We start from the raw sequence: 14867 nt of genomic DNA, 5'->3' as shown, positions 1-14867 counted from the left end.
ACCGGACCGGCTTCCGGGCGCCGTCAGCGTCCGGAAGCCGGTCGAGCCGGAAATCTGACCAAAGCAGTCGGCTCATTGACCGGGTGCGGTACGAAGGCAAGCTGTGGAGCTGCTGCCCGAATCACCGACCCCACAAACCCCCGCTGCTAGCGTCGTCGCGGCAGCCGCCTCGGATGGCCGAGTACCCGCACTGAAGCTCTGGGGAATCCAGCGATCACTGACCTTCGCGATCCTGGCGGCGTTGCTTGTCGTGATCGCGTTGATCGTGGTCGCGCTCTGGTACGCGGGCTTTCCCAGCGTCACGAGGGATGGCACGGTCAGTGCCCGGACGCTCTTCGACCTGCTGAAGCTGGTCTTCGCGGTAGTCGCGGGCATCGGGGGAGTGGCAGCCCTTGTCGTCGCGTACCGACGTCAACGGGTGGCTGAGCACACTAACAAGCTTGCCGAGTTCGCCCACGAGCTGGCTCACGCGGCTGACCTACGGGCAGAGGTGTCCAAGGCCCTCGCCGAGGCCGCCGATGAGCGCGCGAAGATCGAGACCGACCGGAACGGCGTACGGCTGCTCAATGAGCGGTTCGCAAAGGCATCCGAGCAGCTCGGCTCGGACAAGGCGGCGGTGCGCCTCGCAGGGGTTTACGCCATCGCTGGTCTCGCGGACGACTGGAAGGATGGCCGGCAGACCTGTATCGACGTGCTCTGCGCCTACCTACGCATGCCCTACGCCTCTCCTCAGGAGTCATCAGGCGATGGATTGACTCCGGTTGACGATGAGGTGTCGGAGGAGATGGAGCAGAAGGCGCGGACTGCTCGCGAGGAGCGGGAGGTACGCCACACGTTGATCCGGCTCATCGGTAGACACCTTCGGTCTGAGGCGGAGGATGCCAACTCGTGGCGTGGGTATGACTTCGACTTCACTGGAGCCTTCTTTGATGGTGGCGACTTCTCGGGCGCGACGTTCAGTGGCGGGGAGGTGTCCTTCGACAGGGCGACATTTGGGGGTGGGGAGGTCACGTTCCAAGGGGCGGCGTTCACCGGCGCACGGGTGACCTTCCACGGGGCGGCGTTCAGAGGCGGGAAGGTGTCCTTCTACGGGGCGACGTTCGGCGGCGGACGGGTGTCCTTCCACGCAGGGACGTTCAGTGGTGGGGAGATGTCCTTCGACAGGGCGACGTTCGGCGGTGGGGAGGTGTCCTTTTACGCGGCGGCGTTCATCGGCGGACGAGTGACCCTCCACGGAGCGGCTTTCAGCGGAGCGAACGTGTTTTTCGACGGGGTGACGTTCAGCGGCGGGAGCGTGTCCTTTTTCGGCGCTACGTTCAGCAGAGGTCACGTGTCGTTCCACGGGGCCACGTTCAGCGGGACAGAAGTGTCCTTCCAACAGGCGATCTTCGACGTTCCGCCCACCTTCGATCTTTGGCAGAGCGGGGAACCTCCGGCTGGTCTTCGTCTGCCGGATCAGTGACGCGGTGTCGAACTTGTGTCGCCGCTACGTCCTGCAGTGCCAAGGACCGGGTCGGTGCCTCGACGTTGGCGGGCTGTAAACCCGTCGCGGAAGGTTCAGAGGTTCGAATCTCCTACCCACCCTCAGGTGCGGTATCGCCCCTGACCAGCAGAGATGCCGGTCAGGGGCGATTCTCGTCTCGTCCGACCCAGCCGAGGCGGATCCGGCCTTCCGGGGCGCCCGGTGGCAGACGGTGGGCAGTCGGATCTTGCCTTTGTCCTAGCCGAGGTGGAGAACTACCTGGCGGAACAGGTGGGGGTCAGTCCCGTACCCGTGCCGGTGCCCTGGAAGCCGAACTCGGTCGACTGGCCGGCCGTGAGAGAGCCGTTGTAGGCGACGTTGGTGAACTGGACCGCACCGGTGTTCCCGCTGCGGTTGGCGTTCCAGGCGTTGGTGACGCTGGCGCCCGACGGCAGGGTCATGGCGGCCGTCCAGCCGCTGATCGGCGAGGAGCCGGCGGTCACCCGTACGGTGGCGACGAAACCACCCGTCCACTGGTTGACCGACACCGTCGCCGAGCAGCCACCACCGGTCGGGGGTGTGGTGGGCGGCGTGGTCGGGGGTGTGGTCGGCGGGCCGGTGGTGGGCGGCGTGGTCGGGGGTGTGGTGGTCGGCGGCGTCGTGGGTGGAGGGGTCGGGCCGTCGGAGAGGACCGGGGTCTGCCAGTCCCTCCACTCGGCCAGGTTGCCGGCCGCCCTGCTGGAGATCCTGATCGCGCCGGGGGCGTTGCCCGTCCTCAGCAGGAACTTCTGGATGTTCTGCTGCAGGGGCGTACGCCATTCCGACCGGTTGGCGCAGTGGGTGCCGTCCTGGACGTCGGACCAGTAGGTGATGTTGTCTCCCGCGCCGAGGGCCTTGTAGACCTCCGCGCCGCCCAGGGCCGCCACGCTCGCGGACCGGGGACCCAGGTTGGCGATGTGCGGGTTGTCCATGATGAACAGCCCTCGCGGCGCGACCATGGCCACCATCTCGTGCGTGTCCACCGGGAGCGTGTTCGGGCTGCTCGTGAAGGAGCCGAACGCGTCGCCCAGCCACGGTTGTTCCCCGTACGCGCTGCTCAGACTCTGGGCGCCCTCCCCGGGAATGCCCCGGAAGATGGGTACGCCGGCGCTACCCGACTCGATCGGCATGGTCAGGGCGATGCGCTGGTCGTAGACACCGACCACGAAGGCGCCCTTTCCGAACCGGGAACATCCGGTGACGCCGGTCGCATCGGCCCTGAGGATGCTGCCGCCCGACTGTTCGATGACGTCGATGATCCGGCTCACCCCCCAGGCCCAGGCCATCAGCAGTCCGGTGCTGCTGGAGGAGCCGTAGATGCTGTAGAACGCGCCCTGTTTGTTGTTCCGGGGCGTGCCCTCCCGGCCAACCGCGTACGGGTCGTAGTTGATGACGGCAGCACCTGCGGCTCTGATCGCGGCCGTGTCCGCACCGAACCCGCCCAGGACGACAACGGCCGGGTGGGGGCCGGAACCACTGGGTAGTTGGACACTCGCGGAGAAGCTGGAGCTCCTGCCGTTGTGCGTGACGTTCACGGTGATGCTGCTGTTCGAGACCGTTCCCGTGACGCTTGCCGGCTTGACGGGCTTCTCGCCGTAGACGTACCTCTCCGCCAGCTTCTTGATCTCCGTCCGTCGGCACCGCCAGTCGGACTTGGCGGAGATCCGCGTGCCGTCCAGCTTCTTGAAGGGGTCGGGAAGCCTGGAGTTGGCGGTCAGCGAGCCGGGCAGGGACACCGGGCAGTCCGCACCCTCGTCCTCGACCGTCGCGGCGGCCACGACGTCGCCGGTGGCGGCCTCGGCGGTGGTGGTTCTCGCTACTGCCGATAGCGCGCCGGTCGCCGCGAGTGCCGCTACCGCCAGCACGACGACCGTTGAACGGATTTTTGGATGCCCTGAGCTGATGATCACTAGGGCTCTCCTTCCGGGTGGGGGTGGTGGAAGCGACGTGGCGATCGATGATCACGAATGTCGAGTGCGCGTCAAGTGTCGAGCAAGTTATCGGAGAGTGTCAATATTTTGCCGAAAGTTTCGGTCCTTCGCGCGGGGAGCCGGGGGTGGTCGCTCGGTGCAGGGATCGCGACGCGTCGGATGATGACTGAGGCATGGTGGTGGCCTCGGACCTGTCGTCGTTCGGTCCGGGCTGTCCGGACATCCGCCGCTGATCCCGAGGGGAGACTGCCGTGGTCGCGCGACCGTCCGGCCTCACCTACCGGAAACTTTCCGGCATTCGGGAACTTCGACTCCGTGGAGGGTGCTGGTAGGTGACGCTCCGGGGCGCGCGACGAGGTGGCCGGAGACCATCCCCGCGGGTGTCGGCGAACGGTGGAGATGCCGGGTGCCCGGGTGGACCGGTGGTTGGGCGGTCTTGGTCGGCGACGGGCTGTGCCGATAGAAGTAAATAAGGTGAGGCACGTCCGGCGGCCGTGTCGGACCGCCGGCGGCGCCGGGTGACCCCGGGCGTACGCGTTGGATGGCGCGACCCGTCCGCAGCGGTGGCCGGGCGATCCGTCCGCTTCGCGTCGACCGCGACCCTGACGCTGCTACGTGAGCTACGTCACGTACGGCCCGCCGTCGGCACGTGAACGTGCGCCGCCGGTCGAAACCGGTGGGCAGTCACGGGTGGCGGATCCGGTCTGCGCCCTAGTGACCAGACCGGTACGCGAGTGTGTGGTGACAAACAAGATCGGCGGCGGGTCGTACGGACGATGTCCCTACTAACCATCGTGCTGATTTGACCACTCATCGTGATGCCATCCCGGCGGCCTTGTCCTTATCGGTTGACGCGACCGACTCAATCACCGATCCCAAAGGCGACGAATACCCACTGGTTCCCGGAACCGGCACGGACTGTTGTCATCTCCGATGCGCCGGCCTTCGCGTACGCGGCGCGTGGTTGACATGAATCGGTCACCGATCGGCAACCCGGAGGCGGGCTGTGTCCATCCGGGCGCCCCGACTGCCACGCGCCGTGTTGGTCGGTGAGCGTTGCGTTGACGTGCGGGGCTACGGGTCGGAGGGTCGGTGCGGGGGTCGGCGACGCGGGCCCGACCGGGGTCGGGACCGTCCGATATGGGGAGTGTTGAGGGTATAAGTTCGTTAGGTCGATTATGAGGAGCGGCGCGATTTAGTCCGTGTTTTCTGATTCGAGGAGTAGTTCACTTCGTGCGCTACCCGCACCAAGTCGGCGTTCTGTGGCACATGGGGTTGCGGCCGGCCGGTGGAGTTGTCCCTACCGTTCGGTTGGAATTTGCCGGATCGGCGGCGCGGCAGGCCCGTACCGCTTTGCTGCCTCCCGTAGCTGTGGCACCATCATGGAACCTCCACCTCTTCTCCGTCATGTTTTCGACAGGAGCGAATGATGCCCGCACGATGGCTTGGTCGGCTGCTTGGCTCGGCCCTTGCGCTGACGGCTCTCTTCATGGCAGTGCACGGCACCGGCGAGACCCTGTTCTTCACCCAGGACACCTACGACTGGGGTCTCGGCGCGGGCGCGGTCGTGCTGCAGGCCGTCGGGGGCCACCTCTAGATAGACCTCGCGGGCCCGGTTGACGGGGACCGCAAGGAACGCGACCCCTAGGGAGCGGTATGGCCGGGCGGCAATCAGCGCCACGACGATCCGCTGAGCGCGCCTGGTTCATCACCGGACCACTGGCGATCCTCGCAGTGATCTGGTCGACAGGGCTCGGGATCCTCGCCGGCGACGGTGGCACCGAACGGCTCGTCGGGCGGATCGAGCATCCGGTCGGCGCGTGGGTGGTCGCTGCCGCCCTGCTGGTCTTCATGGTGGTGACCGAGGGGTCGACCCTCCACTTCGTCATCCGGCGCCAGGCGATCATCGCGACGCTCACCGAGATCCCGCTGGTACTGGCGCTGTTCTACCTCCAGCCACTGACCGTGGTGCTGATCTTCACCTTGGCGACCCTGATCAGCCAGCTCCGGCGCCGGGTCGGGATGGCGAAGGCGTCCTTCAACGTGGCCAAGACCGCGGCCGCCACCTCGCTGGCCGGCCTGGTGCTCCAGGCGCTGCCGCCGATGACGGACGCCGGACCGAGGACCCTGGCCAACCTCTTCATCGCGGTCAGCACGATCACCCTGGTCACCTTCGCCGCGGTGATCGTCGTGGTGACCCTGATCCAGGGCGCCCAGGCGGGATGGGAGATGACCCGGACCGCGGCGCCCAACCTGGTCGTCGCGGGGGCCAACGTCTCGGTGGGCCTGATCGTCCTGATCGCGCTGGTCAGCACGTGGTGGTCACTGCTTCTGCTGGCACTGCTCGCCAGCGGGCTCGCCCTGGTGGGCAAGTCCTACGCGCAGTTCTTCCGGCAGCATCGCACGCTCGCGGACATGTACGACCTCACCCGGGCGATGACCCAGAGTGGGCAGGACGGCACCCTCACGGACGTCATGCTGGGCCGGGTCCGGTCACTGATGCAGGCCGAGTACGCCACCCTCTGGCTACCGGCCCAGGGTCGGCATCCTGAGGTGCTGCTCACCGCGCGGGTCGACGACCCCGGTCTGCTGGACCTGGGCCGGACGCCCCTGATCGCCCGGCGGCTGGCCGTACAGGAGAAGCGGACCGTCGCGGTGGGCGGACGGCTGGACGGCGACGAGGAGGTACGGGCGGCCCTGCGCGCGGACGGCGCGAAGGACGTCATCGTGGCTCCGCTCCGCTCCGGTCAGGCGGTGATCGGCACCCTGGAGGTGGTCAACCGCCTCAGCGACAGCACCCACTTCCTCCCCGGTGACGTACCCGTCTTCGAGACGATCGCGGCACACGTCGCGGTCGCCCTGGAGAACTCCCGGCTGGTCGACCGGTTGCGCCACGACGCGTACCACGACGGGCTGGTCAACCTGCCGAACCGGCGCCGGATGACCGAGGCGCTCGAAGAGGCGGTACGGGTCCGGGCGCCGGGTGAGGTGGTCGCGGTCCTCCTCTTCGACGTCGACGGGCTGCGCCAGGTCAACGAGTCACTCGGGCACGCGGCCGGTGACGAGGTGCTCACCGAGGTCGCCTCCCGGCTGCGTTCCTGCGCGCCGGCGGCCGCCCTGGTCGGCCGGATCGGCGGGGACGAGTTCCTGGTCACCCTGCGGGCGGAGAACGCCGAGGCGGCCACCGAACTGGCCGCCGAGCTGCGCGAGCAGATCCAGGACCAGATGGTCTTCGGCACATTGGTCCTCGACGTCGACACCGCGGTCGGGGTGGCGGTCCATCCGGATCACGGCAACGACCCGGAGACGCTGCTGCGCCGGGTCGACCTGGCAGCCACCGCGGCGAAGTCGACCCCGGGGAGCATCCAGCTGTTCAACCCGGCGCTGGAGTCCCGCTCCATGCACCGCCTGGGCCTCGCGGGCGACCTGCGTCGGGCCCTGGACAACGGTGAGCTGGAGGTCTATTTCCAGCCGAAGGTGACCCTCGACGACCGGCGGCTGGTCGGGGTCGAGTGCCTGGCCCGCTGGGAGCACCCGGCACACGGCCCGGTCTCGCCGGAGGACTTCGTGGCGGTCGCGGAGCACACCGGCCAGTTGGAGCGGCTGACCGAGGCGGTGCTCCGGGAGGGGCTGCGGCGCAGCCGGGACTGGGCCGCCGACGGCGGCTCGCTCGCCGTGTCGGTCAACCTCTCCGCCCGTACGCTGATCGACCAGCACTTCCCCGACCGGGTCCAGGAGCTGCTGGCCGAGTACGGCGTCGCCCCGGAACTGCTGACCTTCGAGATCAAGGAAGCCGGTGTGCTGGACGGGACCAACCGTCCAATGCCGACCCTGCGCCGGCTGCGCGAGGTCGGCGTACGCCTGTCGGTGGACGACTTCGGTACCGGCTACTCGTCCCTGTCCTACCTACGGCGGTTGCCGGTCGACGAGGTGAAGGTCGACCGTTCGTTCGTGCAGGGCATGGCGACCGACCCGGTGGACCTGGCCATCGTCAACGCGGTGGTGACGCTCTCCCAGCAGTTCGGCCTCACGGTGGTCGCCGAGGGTGTGGAGAGCGAGTTGACGCTGGAGTTGCTGCAGGACATCGGCTGTCAGATCGGCCAGGGGTTCCTGTTCAGCAGGCCGCTGCCGTACGAGCGGCTGGAGGCATGGATCGGTGCCCAGGTGGAGCCGGAAACGGCCGCCGCCAGCGACGTACGGCGCCTGCGCGCGGTGCCGTGAGGGCCGTCGGATGGCCCGTGGGCAGGCACTATGCGACCCCCGGGGATCCGATTTCCCCACCGCTGGATCGCCGTGTACTCTTACCCCTGCGCGCCAAAAGCAAGATCGCGTTGCCCCCTTAGCTCAGTCGGCAGAGCGTCTCCATGGTAAGGAGAAGGTCTACGGTTCGATTCCGTAAGGGGGCTCAGAGGGTTCAGCTGGACCCGCCTGCGGCGGTGTAGCTCAGATGGTAGAGCAAGCGGCTCATAATCGCTGTGTCGCCGGTTCAAGTCCGGCCACCGCTACTCTCGGCACCCGGGCCCGGTCCGGAAACCGAAGTGAAGGGCGCCAAGTGGCGCCCACTTTGCATGTCCGCACAGCAGGCAGGTACGCTGCTGTGTCGTAGTTGATCCTTAGCGAGGAAGGCACTCCGCCGTGGCGAAGGCGACCGATGTCCGTCCGAAGATCACTTTGGCGTGTGTGGAGTGCAAGGAGCGCAACTACATCACGCGTAAGAACCGTCGTAACGACCCGGACCGTATCGAGCTGAAGAAGTTCTGCCCCCGGGACGGCAAGCACACCGTTCACCGCGAGACCCGCTAGAACCGCTGGCCGGTCCAGCGCCGGCCACGCAGTCTTTCCACATCGCCGTACCGATCGGGCGCTTTCGCCTTCGGTGCGGCGATCGTGTTTTTCCGACCGGCATTTCGCCAAACGGTGATCGAGGATCCGGGAGTGTAGGTTCGCGGCATGTCGTTGGACCCGTCTTTTGTTGGCCGCAGTTATCCGCCGACCGTCCCCTACCAGGTGGGACGGGAGAAGATCCGTGAGTTCGCGACCGCGATCGGCGCGACCGATCCGGCGTACCACGATCCTGAGGCCGCGCGAGCGCTCGGACACGGCGACGTGGTCGCCCCGCCGACCTTTCCGGTCATCATCACCATGGCGGCGAGCCAGCAGCTCATCGAGGACCCCGCGCTGGGCATCGACTACAGCCGGGTGGTCCACGGCGACCAGCGGTTCGCGTACGCCCGCCCGGTGATCGCCGGGGACGAGCTGGTCTGCGTCAACACCGTCGAGGAGATCACCTCTCGCGGTGGGCACGATTTCCTGACCACCCGGACCGACGTTTCGACGGTGGCCGGCGAGCCGGTGGTCACCGTCTGGTCAAAGCTTGTCGTACGCGGAGAGGGCTGACGTGGAGCTGCCGGTCAAGACCTTCCGGGTCACCCGGGCGGACCTGGTCCGCTACGCGGGTGCCTCGGGTGACTTCAACCCGATCCACTGGAGCGACCGGTTCGCGACCAAGGTGGGGCTGCCGGGCGTGATCGCCCACGGCATGTTCACCATGGCGCTGGTCGGCCGCGCGGTGACCGAGTGGGCCGGTGACCCCGCCGCCGTGGTCGAGTACGGCGTCCGGTTCACCCGGCCGGTGGTGGTGCCCGACGACGACGAGGGCACCGAGATCGAGGTACGCGCGGTGGTACGCGACGGCGCCGAGCCGGGCCTGACCAGGCTGGACCTGACCGCGACCTGTCACGGTGAGAAGGTGCTGGCGCAGGCGCGGGCGACCATCCGGGGCCCGATCTCCGGCGCCTGACGGTCGATCTCCGGCCACCCTCGCGCGGCCCCGGCCGGGTCGGCGTGGCGGGTGTTCGGCACACGGCGTGGCGGGTGTTCGGCAGGTGGTGGTGGCCGGTTGGGAAAGTCGGTCGTCTACCCGTACACTGGTCCGCCGTGGGGCAAGTAGGCCCTACTTAGGCGTGCGCGCCCGAGTAGGGACGGCTTTCCCGCACAGGGGTGTAGCTCAATTGGCAGAGCAGCGGTCTCCAAAACCGCAGGCTGCAGGTTCAAGTCCTGTCACCCCTGCGCCTTAGGCCTGACCGTTCCCGGGGGTCGGAGTCGCCGATGCGCGACGATCGTCCCGTGGTGGTGGCATCGGCGGGGCTGTTCTGGAGCGGGTCGCCCCGCCGAAGGCAGCTTTCGTCGGCTCCGCCGGCCGCGGCCCGTCCCGGGGGACGGTAGGGTCCGGGTTTCGGCCGAGCGCGTTACTCGTACTCGGTCGGCGTGACCAGTGTGTCGTGCGTCCACCCGACGTACGAACCCAGCACCCCCCGACGGAGGGCGAAGTGGCCGAGAGCAACCGGCGCGGCGAGGACGCCGCGGACGACGACCGTCTTGACGACGAGACGATCGACGACGCTATCGACGATGACGCCGACGAGGGCGAGGAGCCGGTCTCGCGCGGTGGCACCGCCACCCGTTCCCGGACCAAGGCAGAGTCGGCGGACAGCCGGCCGAAGGCCAAGTCGGAAACCCAGCGGGTGGGATTTTTCGGCCGGATCGCCCGGTTCTTCCGCGAGGTCGTGGCCGAACTGCGTAAGGTCATCTGGCCAACCCGGAAGGAACTGCTGACCTACACCGCCGTGGTGGTCGTCTTCGTCGCGGTGATGTTGACGGTCGTGGCCGGGCTGGACTACGGGTTCGCCCAGGGCGTGTTGTGGGTCTTCGGTAACCCCAGCTGACCCAGCTGCCGCAGCTGATAGTGACGGAAGTGAGCAAGCGTGCCTGAGTACGACGAGACCGCCGGACCCGCGGACGAGCAGTCCGCGGTGGCGACGGCGGCCGGTGACGAGTCGGTCGAGGCCGCCAGCGAGCCGGATTTCGATGAGATCACCGAGTCGGAGCCGGACGAGGACTACGACCCCGTCGCTGAGTTGCGGCAGAAGCTGCGCTACGCGCCGGGTGACTGGTACGTCGTGCACTCCTACGCCGGTTACGAGAACAAGGTCAAGACCAACCTGGAGACCCGGATCACCAGCCTCGACATGGAGGAGTTCATCTTCCAGGTCGAGGTTCCGACCCGGGAAGAGGTCGAGGTCAAGAACGGCAAGCGGAACCAGGTCCAGGCGAAGGTCTTCCCCGGTTACATCCTGGTTCGGATGGAGCTGACCGCGGAGTCCTACTCCTGCGTCCGGAACACCCCGGGGGTGACCGGCTTCGTGGGCGCGACCGACCGGGTCGACCGGCCGGCGCCGCTGTCGCTGGACGAGGTGCTCAAGTGGCTCGCTCCGGCGGTCGAGGCCGAGACCAAGGGCGGCAAGGCGAAGCCGGAGGTTCGGGTGCTCGACTTCGAGGTGGGTGACTCGGTCACCGTGACCGACGGTGCCTTCGCCTCGTTGCCGGCGACGATCAGTGAGATCAACCCGGACCAGCAGAAGCTCAAGGTGCTGGTGTCGATCTTCGGTCGGGAGACCCCGGTCGAGCTCAACTTCAACCAGGTCGCCAAGATCTGACGTTCGTTGATGGGCGTCGGGTCCGGTCGGGCTCGGCGCCCATCGCCGTCTGTTCGGCCTCGACGGCGACCTGGGCGGATGGCCGGGCTCCGGCCTGCGCTATCCTAGAACGTCGCCCCGTTGGTCGCGCTGACCGTGCGCGCCCCCGTGCCGACAACGTCCGGTGCACATTCACCAGATATCAAGCCCCAGGAAGAGACATGCCTCCGAAGAAGAAGCTCGTCAAGACGTTCACGCTTCAGCTGCCGGCAGGCCAGGCCACTCCGGCTCCGCCGGTCGGCCCGGCGCTGGGTCAGCACGGCGTCAACATCATGGAGTTCTGCAAGCAGTACAACTCGCAGACCGAGTCGCAGCGTGGTGACATCGTCCCCGCCGAGATCAGCGTGTTCGAGGACCGGAGCTTCAGCTTCGTGCTGAAGACCCCGCCCGCCGCGCGACTGCTGATCAAGGCCGCCGGTGTGACCAAGGGCTCCGGCGTGCCGCAGAGCGAGAAGGTCGGCTCGATCACCCAGGCGCAGCTCCGCGAGATCGCCGAGAAGAAGATGGTCGACCTCAACGCGAACGACGTGGAGCAGGCCGCGAAGATCATCGCCGGCACCGCCCGGTCGATGGGCATCACCATCAAGTGACAACTCTCCACCTCAGCGTGGCGAGTTCGGAATTCGTGGGAGGGCGTGCCGACGGCACGACCCGCCAGACACCACAGGAGTAGGCAGAGATGCAGCACAGCAAGAACTACCGCAAGGCCACCGAGGTCATCGACCGGGACAAGCTCTACACCCCGGCCGAGGCGGTCAAGCTCGCCAAGGACACCAGCAGGGTGAAGTTCGACGCCACGGTTGAGGTCGCGATGCGCCTCGGCGTCGACCCCCGTAAGGCCGACCAGATGGTCCGTGGCGTGGTCAACCTGCCGCACGGCACCGGTAAGACCGCCCGCGTGATCGTGTTCGCCGCTGGCGCGAAGGCCGACGAGGCCGTTGCCGCCGGCGCGGACGAGGTCGGCACGGACGAGCTGGTCGCCCGGATTCAGGAAGGCTGGCTCGACTTCGACGCGGCGATCGCCACGCCGGACCAGATGGCCAAGATCGGCCGGATCGCGCGGATCCTGGGCCCGCGCGGCCTCATGCCGAACCCGAAGACCGGCACCGTGACCATGGACGTCACCAAGGCCGTCTCGGACATCAAGGGTGGAAAGATCACCTTCCGGGTGGACAAGCACTCCAACCTGCACCTGATCATCGGCAAGGCCTCCTTCACCGAGACCCAGCTGATCGACAACTACGCCGCGGTCCTCGACGAGGTGCTGCGTGCCAAGCCGTCGGCGGCCAAGGGCAAGTACCTGAAGAAGGTCACCGTCGCCACCACCATGGGCCCCGGCGTGCCGGTCGACCCGAACGTGGTGAAGAACCTGCGGGGCGAGACCGAGGCCTAGTCACCCCTGCGGGCCCCGGTCAGGGCCCGAGGTCGACGAACGCGAACCGCGTCGGGGCTCCACCCAGCAACGGGTGGGGCCCCGACGCGTACCCGGATCTGGCAAGCTCGGCTCCATGCGTCTCGACGGTGTCTGGCTGCGGTACCGCCGGCGCGCTCCCTGGGTGCTGCGGGCGGTGGAGCTCGACCTGGCGCCGGGCGAGGCGGCGGTGGTGCTGGGGCCCAACGGGGTAGGCAAGTCCACCCTGCTGCAGATAGCCGCCGGGGTGCTCCGCCCGACCCGTGGCGCCGTACGCGACCGGGCCCGGGTGGTCGGTTGGGTGCCCGAGCGCTTCCCGGCCGACCAGCCGTTCACCGTCGACCAGTACCTGACCGCGATGGCTCGGGTACGTGGACTGTCCGCAGCCGAGTCCGGGCGACTGGTCACGGCGTGGACCGAACGGCTCGGGGTGGCCCGGTACCGGAACGTGCGGCTGCCGGAGCTGTCCAAGGGCACCGCACAGAAGGTCGGGCTTGCCCAGGCGCTGCTCGTACCACCGGATCTTCTGGTTTTGGACGAGCCCTGGGAGGGGCTCGACGCGACCGCCCGGGAGATCGTGCCGGATCTGATCGCCGAGGTGCTGCACGCGGGCGGCTCGGTGCTGGTGAGTGACCACCGGGGCGAGACGGTGCGGCTGCCGCAGGCGGCGCACTGGGTGGTCGCCGACGGCACGGTCACCGTCGCTGGCCCGGCCCCCGGCGGCGGCACCACCGTGGTGGAGATCGCGGTCCCGACCGCCGACGCCGCCGGCACCGTCGCCGCGTTGCGCGCCGCCGGCCACCAGGTGATCCGGGTACGGGCCGCCGAACCGTCACCGGCCCCGTCGACCCGCAGCGGGTCGACCGGCAGCGAGGAGTCGACCGGCGGCGGTTCGACCGGTAGCGGGCTGACCGAGAGCGAGCTGGCCTCATGATCGCGTTGGTACGGATGCGGCTGGCCGGATTCGTCCGGACCGGTCGGGCGATCGCGCCGATGATCGCCGGGCTGGTCGTGCTGGGCGTGCTCCACGGCGGTGGGCAGGCGCAGGCGGGGGAGGCGTACGGGGTCTCCGCGGTGGTCCTGTTCCCCGTACTGGCCTGGCAGACCAAGCTCCTGCTCGACGTCGAGCCGGACGTGGCCCGCCGGCTGGCCCTGGTCGCCGTCGGCAGCCGGAGCCGGGAGTTGGCCGCCGGTCTGGTCGCCGCCACGGTCGCCGGGCTCGGCACCGTGCTGATCGCGCTCGTCCTGCCCTGGGCACTCGGTGCCATCACCGGTCCGGAGAAGCCGGAGCACCTGCCGCTGGCCCAGGGGATCACGCTCGGGGTCTGGGCGCACCTGCTGGTCCTGCCGGCGGCGGTGGCCCTCGGCGCACTGGCCAGCCGGGCCGCGACCGACAGCCCCCGGTACGGGGTCCTGGTCCTGGTCGGCGGCGCGGTCGGGGCGATCGTGTTCGGGCTGCGGGACTCGGTGCTCCCGTGGGTGGCGCCGCCGATGATGGCCACCGCACGGGCGATCACGTCGGGTCCGAGCGGCCTGCGGGTGGTGGAGCTGACCGGGCACGCCCTGCTCTGGAGCGCCGCCGCCCTGGCCCTGTACGCCTGGCTGCGCCGGAACCGGGCGTGACCTGGCTCACCCGGTCCGGCCCGCCCGGTCACTGATTTGGTGGTGGCCGGCTCGTCCCGTACTCTTGACAAGTCGTCTGGGCTTCGGTTCGGGCGGACGTAACCACCAAAGACCGCTGGCCACCGTGCTCAGGCACGGTTGAAGGTCCCGTTCGACGGGCGGCCCGCGCAGGCGGAGATGGTAGCGTGCCGGTCAAGATCATGTGACCCTGTCGCCCCGTGCGCCCTGCGCCGGGGCGTTTCTCGTTGCGGCGGTTCCTTCCTACCTTTCACGAAGGTAACCAGCCTTTAGCAATGAGAGAGGAGGGACATGGCGGACAAGCCGGTTCGGGCCGACAAGGCCACGGCCGTTGCCGAACTCACCGAGAGCTTCCGTAGCTCGGGTGCCACCGTGCTGACCGAGTACCGCGGCCTGACGGTCGCCCAGCTGACTCAGCTGCGGCGCTCGCTGGGTCGGGAGACGACCTACTCGATCACCAAGAACACGCTGGCCAAGCGCGCTGCGACGGACGCTGGTATCCAGGGTCTCGATGAGCTGTTCACCGGTCCTACCGCGTTGACCTTCGTCGGCGGCGACGTCGTCGAGGCGGCGAAGGGTCTCCGGGACTTCGCGAAGGCCAACCCGAAGCTCGTCATCAAGGGTGGCGTCTTCGAGGGTCGGGCCATCACCGCGGACGAGGTCACCAAGCTCGCCGACCTCGAGTCCCGTGAGGTGCTGCTGGCCAAGCTGGCCGGCGCGATGAAGGGCAACCTGAGCAAGGCCGCGGCGCTGTTCCAGGCGCCGCTGTCCAAGACCGCCCGCCTGGCTGCGGCGTTGCAGGACAAGCTCGAGAAGGAGGGCGCCGAGCAGGCCTGACGGCCGGCTCG

13 protein-coding genes and 3 tRNA genes are annotated in these 14867 nt (G+C 68.4%); 15 read left to right on the top strand and 1 reads right to left on the bottom strand.

Annotated features, from left to right (window positions below):
- The first annotated feature begins 103 nt into the window (after window positions 1–103).
- Window positions 104–1462, top strand: coding sequence for a pentapeptide repeat-containing protein (locus OIE47_RS09460; protein ID WP_326561115.1), 1359 nt, complete (start codon window positions 104–106; stop codon window positions 1460–1462).
- A 275-nt stretch (window positions 1463–1737) separates the two neighbouring features.
- Here OIE47_RS09460 and OIE47_RS09455 read toward each other — a convergent pair whose 3' ends face one another.
- Window positions 1738–3366, bottom strand: a complete 1629-nt coding sequence (locus tag OIE47_RS09455; protein ID WP_326561114.1) for a glucuronyl esterase domain-containing protein — start codon at window positions 3364–3366, stop codon at window positions 1738–1740.
- Between the two features lie 1722 nt (window positions 3367–5088).
- Between OIE47_RS09455 and OIE47_RS09450 the strand changes: the two genes are divergently transcribed.
- The 14 genes from OIE47_RS09450 to rplJ all read left to right on the top strand — a co-directional run bounded on the left by OIE47_RS09450 (window position 5089) and on the right by rplJ (window position 14856).
- On the top strand, window positions 5089–7653 hold the full coding sequence (locus OIE47_RS09450) for a putative bifunctional diguanylate cyclase/phosphodiesterase (protein WP_326561113.1): 2565 nt from the start codon (window positions 5089–5091) through the stop codon (window positions 7651–7653).
- Between the two features lie 112 nt (window positions 7654–7765).
- Window positions 7766–7838, top strand: a tRNA-Thr gene (locus OIE47_RS09445).
- A 26-nt stretch (window positions 7839–7864) separates the two neighbouring features.
- A tRNA-Met gene (locus tag OIE47_RS09440) sits at window positions 7865–7937 on the top strand.
- 130 nt (window positions 7938–8067) lie between these two features.
- Complete coding sequence (gene rpmG / locus OIE47_RS09435; protein WP_013288652.1) at window positions 8068–8235, top strand: 50S ribosomal protein L33; 168 nt, start codon at window positions 8068–8070, stop codon at window positions 8233–8235.
- A gap of 147 nt (window positions 8236–8382) precedes the next feature.
- Window positions 8383–8829 (top strand): MaoC family dehydratase N-terminal domain-containing protein, encoded by a 447-nt coding sequence (locus OIE47_RS09430; protein ID WP_326561112.1) that lies wholly within the window; start codon window positions 8383–8385, stop codon window positions 8827–8829.
- Window position 8830: 1 nt separating this feature from the next.
- Window positions 8831–9232, top strand: a complete 402-nt coding sequence (locus OIE47_RS09425; RefSeq protein ID WP_326561111.1) for a MaoC family dehydratase — start codon at window positions 8831–8833, stop codon at window positions 9230–9232.
- 196 nt (window positions 9233–9428) lie between these two features.
- A tRNA-Trp gene (locus OIE47_RS09420) sits at window positions 9429–9501 on the top strand.
- 260 nt (window positions 9502–9761) lie between these two features.
- Window positions 9762–10157 carry a preprotein translocase subunit SecE gene (gene secE / locus OIE47_RS09415; RefSeq protein ID WP_326561110.1) on the top strand — a complete coding sequence of 132 codons (396 nt, stop codon included), beginning with the start codon at window positions 9762–9764 and terminating at the stop codon, window positions 10155–10157.
- A 39-nt stretch (window positions 10158–10196) separates the two neighbouring features.
- Complete coding sequence (gene nusG / locus OIE47_RS09410) at window positions 10197–10928, top strand: transcription termination/antitermination protein NusG (RefSeq protein WP_326561109.1); 732 nt, start codon at window positions 10197–10199, stop codon at window positions 10926–10928.
- A gap of 200 nt (window positions 10929–11128) precedes the next feature.
- Complete coding sequence (gene rplK, locus OIE47_RS09405; protein WP_326561108.1) at window positions 11129–11557, top strand: 50S ribosomal protein L11; 429 nt, start codon at window positions 11129–11131, stop codon at window positions 11555–11557.
- An 89-nt stretch (window positions 11558–11646) separates the two neighbouring features.
- Window positions 11647–12360, top strand: coding sequence for a 50S ribosomal protein L1 (gene rplA / locus OIE47_RS09400; protein WP_326561107.1), 714 nt, complete (start codon window positions 11647–11649; stop codon window positions 12358–12360).
- A 115-nt stretch (window positions 12361–12475) separates the two neighbouring features.
- Complete coding sequence (locus OIE47_RS09395; protein ID WP_326561106.1) at window positions 12476–13312, top strand: ATP-binding cassette domain-containing protein; 837 nt, start codon at window positions 12476–12478, stop codon at window positions 13310–13312.
- Window positions 13309–14001 carry a hypothetical protein gene (locus tag OIE47_RS09390; protein ID WP_326561105.1) on the top strand — a complete coding sequence of 231 codons (693 nt, stop codon included), beginning with the start codon at window positions 13309–13311 and terminating at the stop codon, window positions 13999–14001. Before OIE47_RS09395 ends, OIE47_RS09390 begins: the two co-directional genes overlap by 4 nt.
- 309 nt (window positions 14002–14310) lie before the next feature.
- A complete protein-coding gene (gene rplJ, locus OIE47_RS09385; RefSeq protein WP_326561104.1) occupies window positions 14311–14856 on the top strand; it encodes a 50S ribosomal protein L10 in 546 nt (181 codons plus the stop codon).
- The last annotated feature ends 11 nt before the right edge of the window (window positions 14857–14867 follow it).

The organism is Micromonospora sp. NBC_01796, from assembly GCF_035917455.1.
In the GTDB taxonomy this organism is placed as follows: Bacteria; Actinomycetota; Actinomycetes; order Mycobacteriales; family Micromonosporaceae; genus Micromonospora_G.
The sequence above is the reverse complement of the archived record's forward strand: the minus strand, read 5'-3'. Positions and strand labels throughout refer to the sequence as shown.

Coding starts and splice junctions, on each gene's coding strand:
- rplK (WP_326561108.1), top strand. CDS start 11,129: ATGCCTCCGAAGAAGAAGCTCGTCAAGACGTTCACGCTTCAGCTGCCG.
- rplA (WP_326561107.1), top strand. CDS start 11,647: ATGCAGCACAGCAAGAACTACCGCAAGGCCACCGAGGTCATCGACCGG.
- OIE47_RS09430 (WP_326561112.1), top strand. CDS start 8,383: ATGTCGTTGGACCCGTCTTTTGTTGGCCGCAGTTATCCGCCGACCGTC.
- OIE47_RS09450 (WP_326561113.1), top strand. CDS start 5,089: ATGGCCGGGCGGCAATCAGCGCCACGACGATCCGCTGAGCGCGCCTGG.
- OIE47_RS09390 (WP_326561105.1), top strand. CDS start 13,309: ATGATCGCGTTGGTACGGATGCGGCTGGCCGGATTCGTCCGGACCGGT.
- rplJ (WP_326561104.1), top strand. CDS start 14,311: ATGGCGGACAAGCCGGTTCGGGCCGACAAGGCCACGGCCGTTGCCGAA.
- OIE47_RS09395 (WP_326561106.1), top strand. CDS start 12,476: ATGCGTCTCGACGGTGTCTGGCTGCGGTACCGCCGGCGCGCTCCCTGG.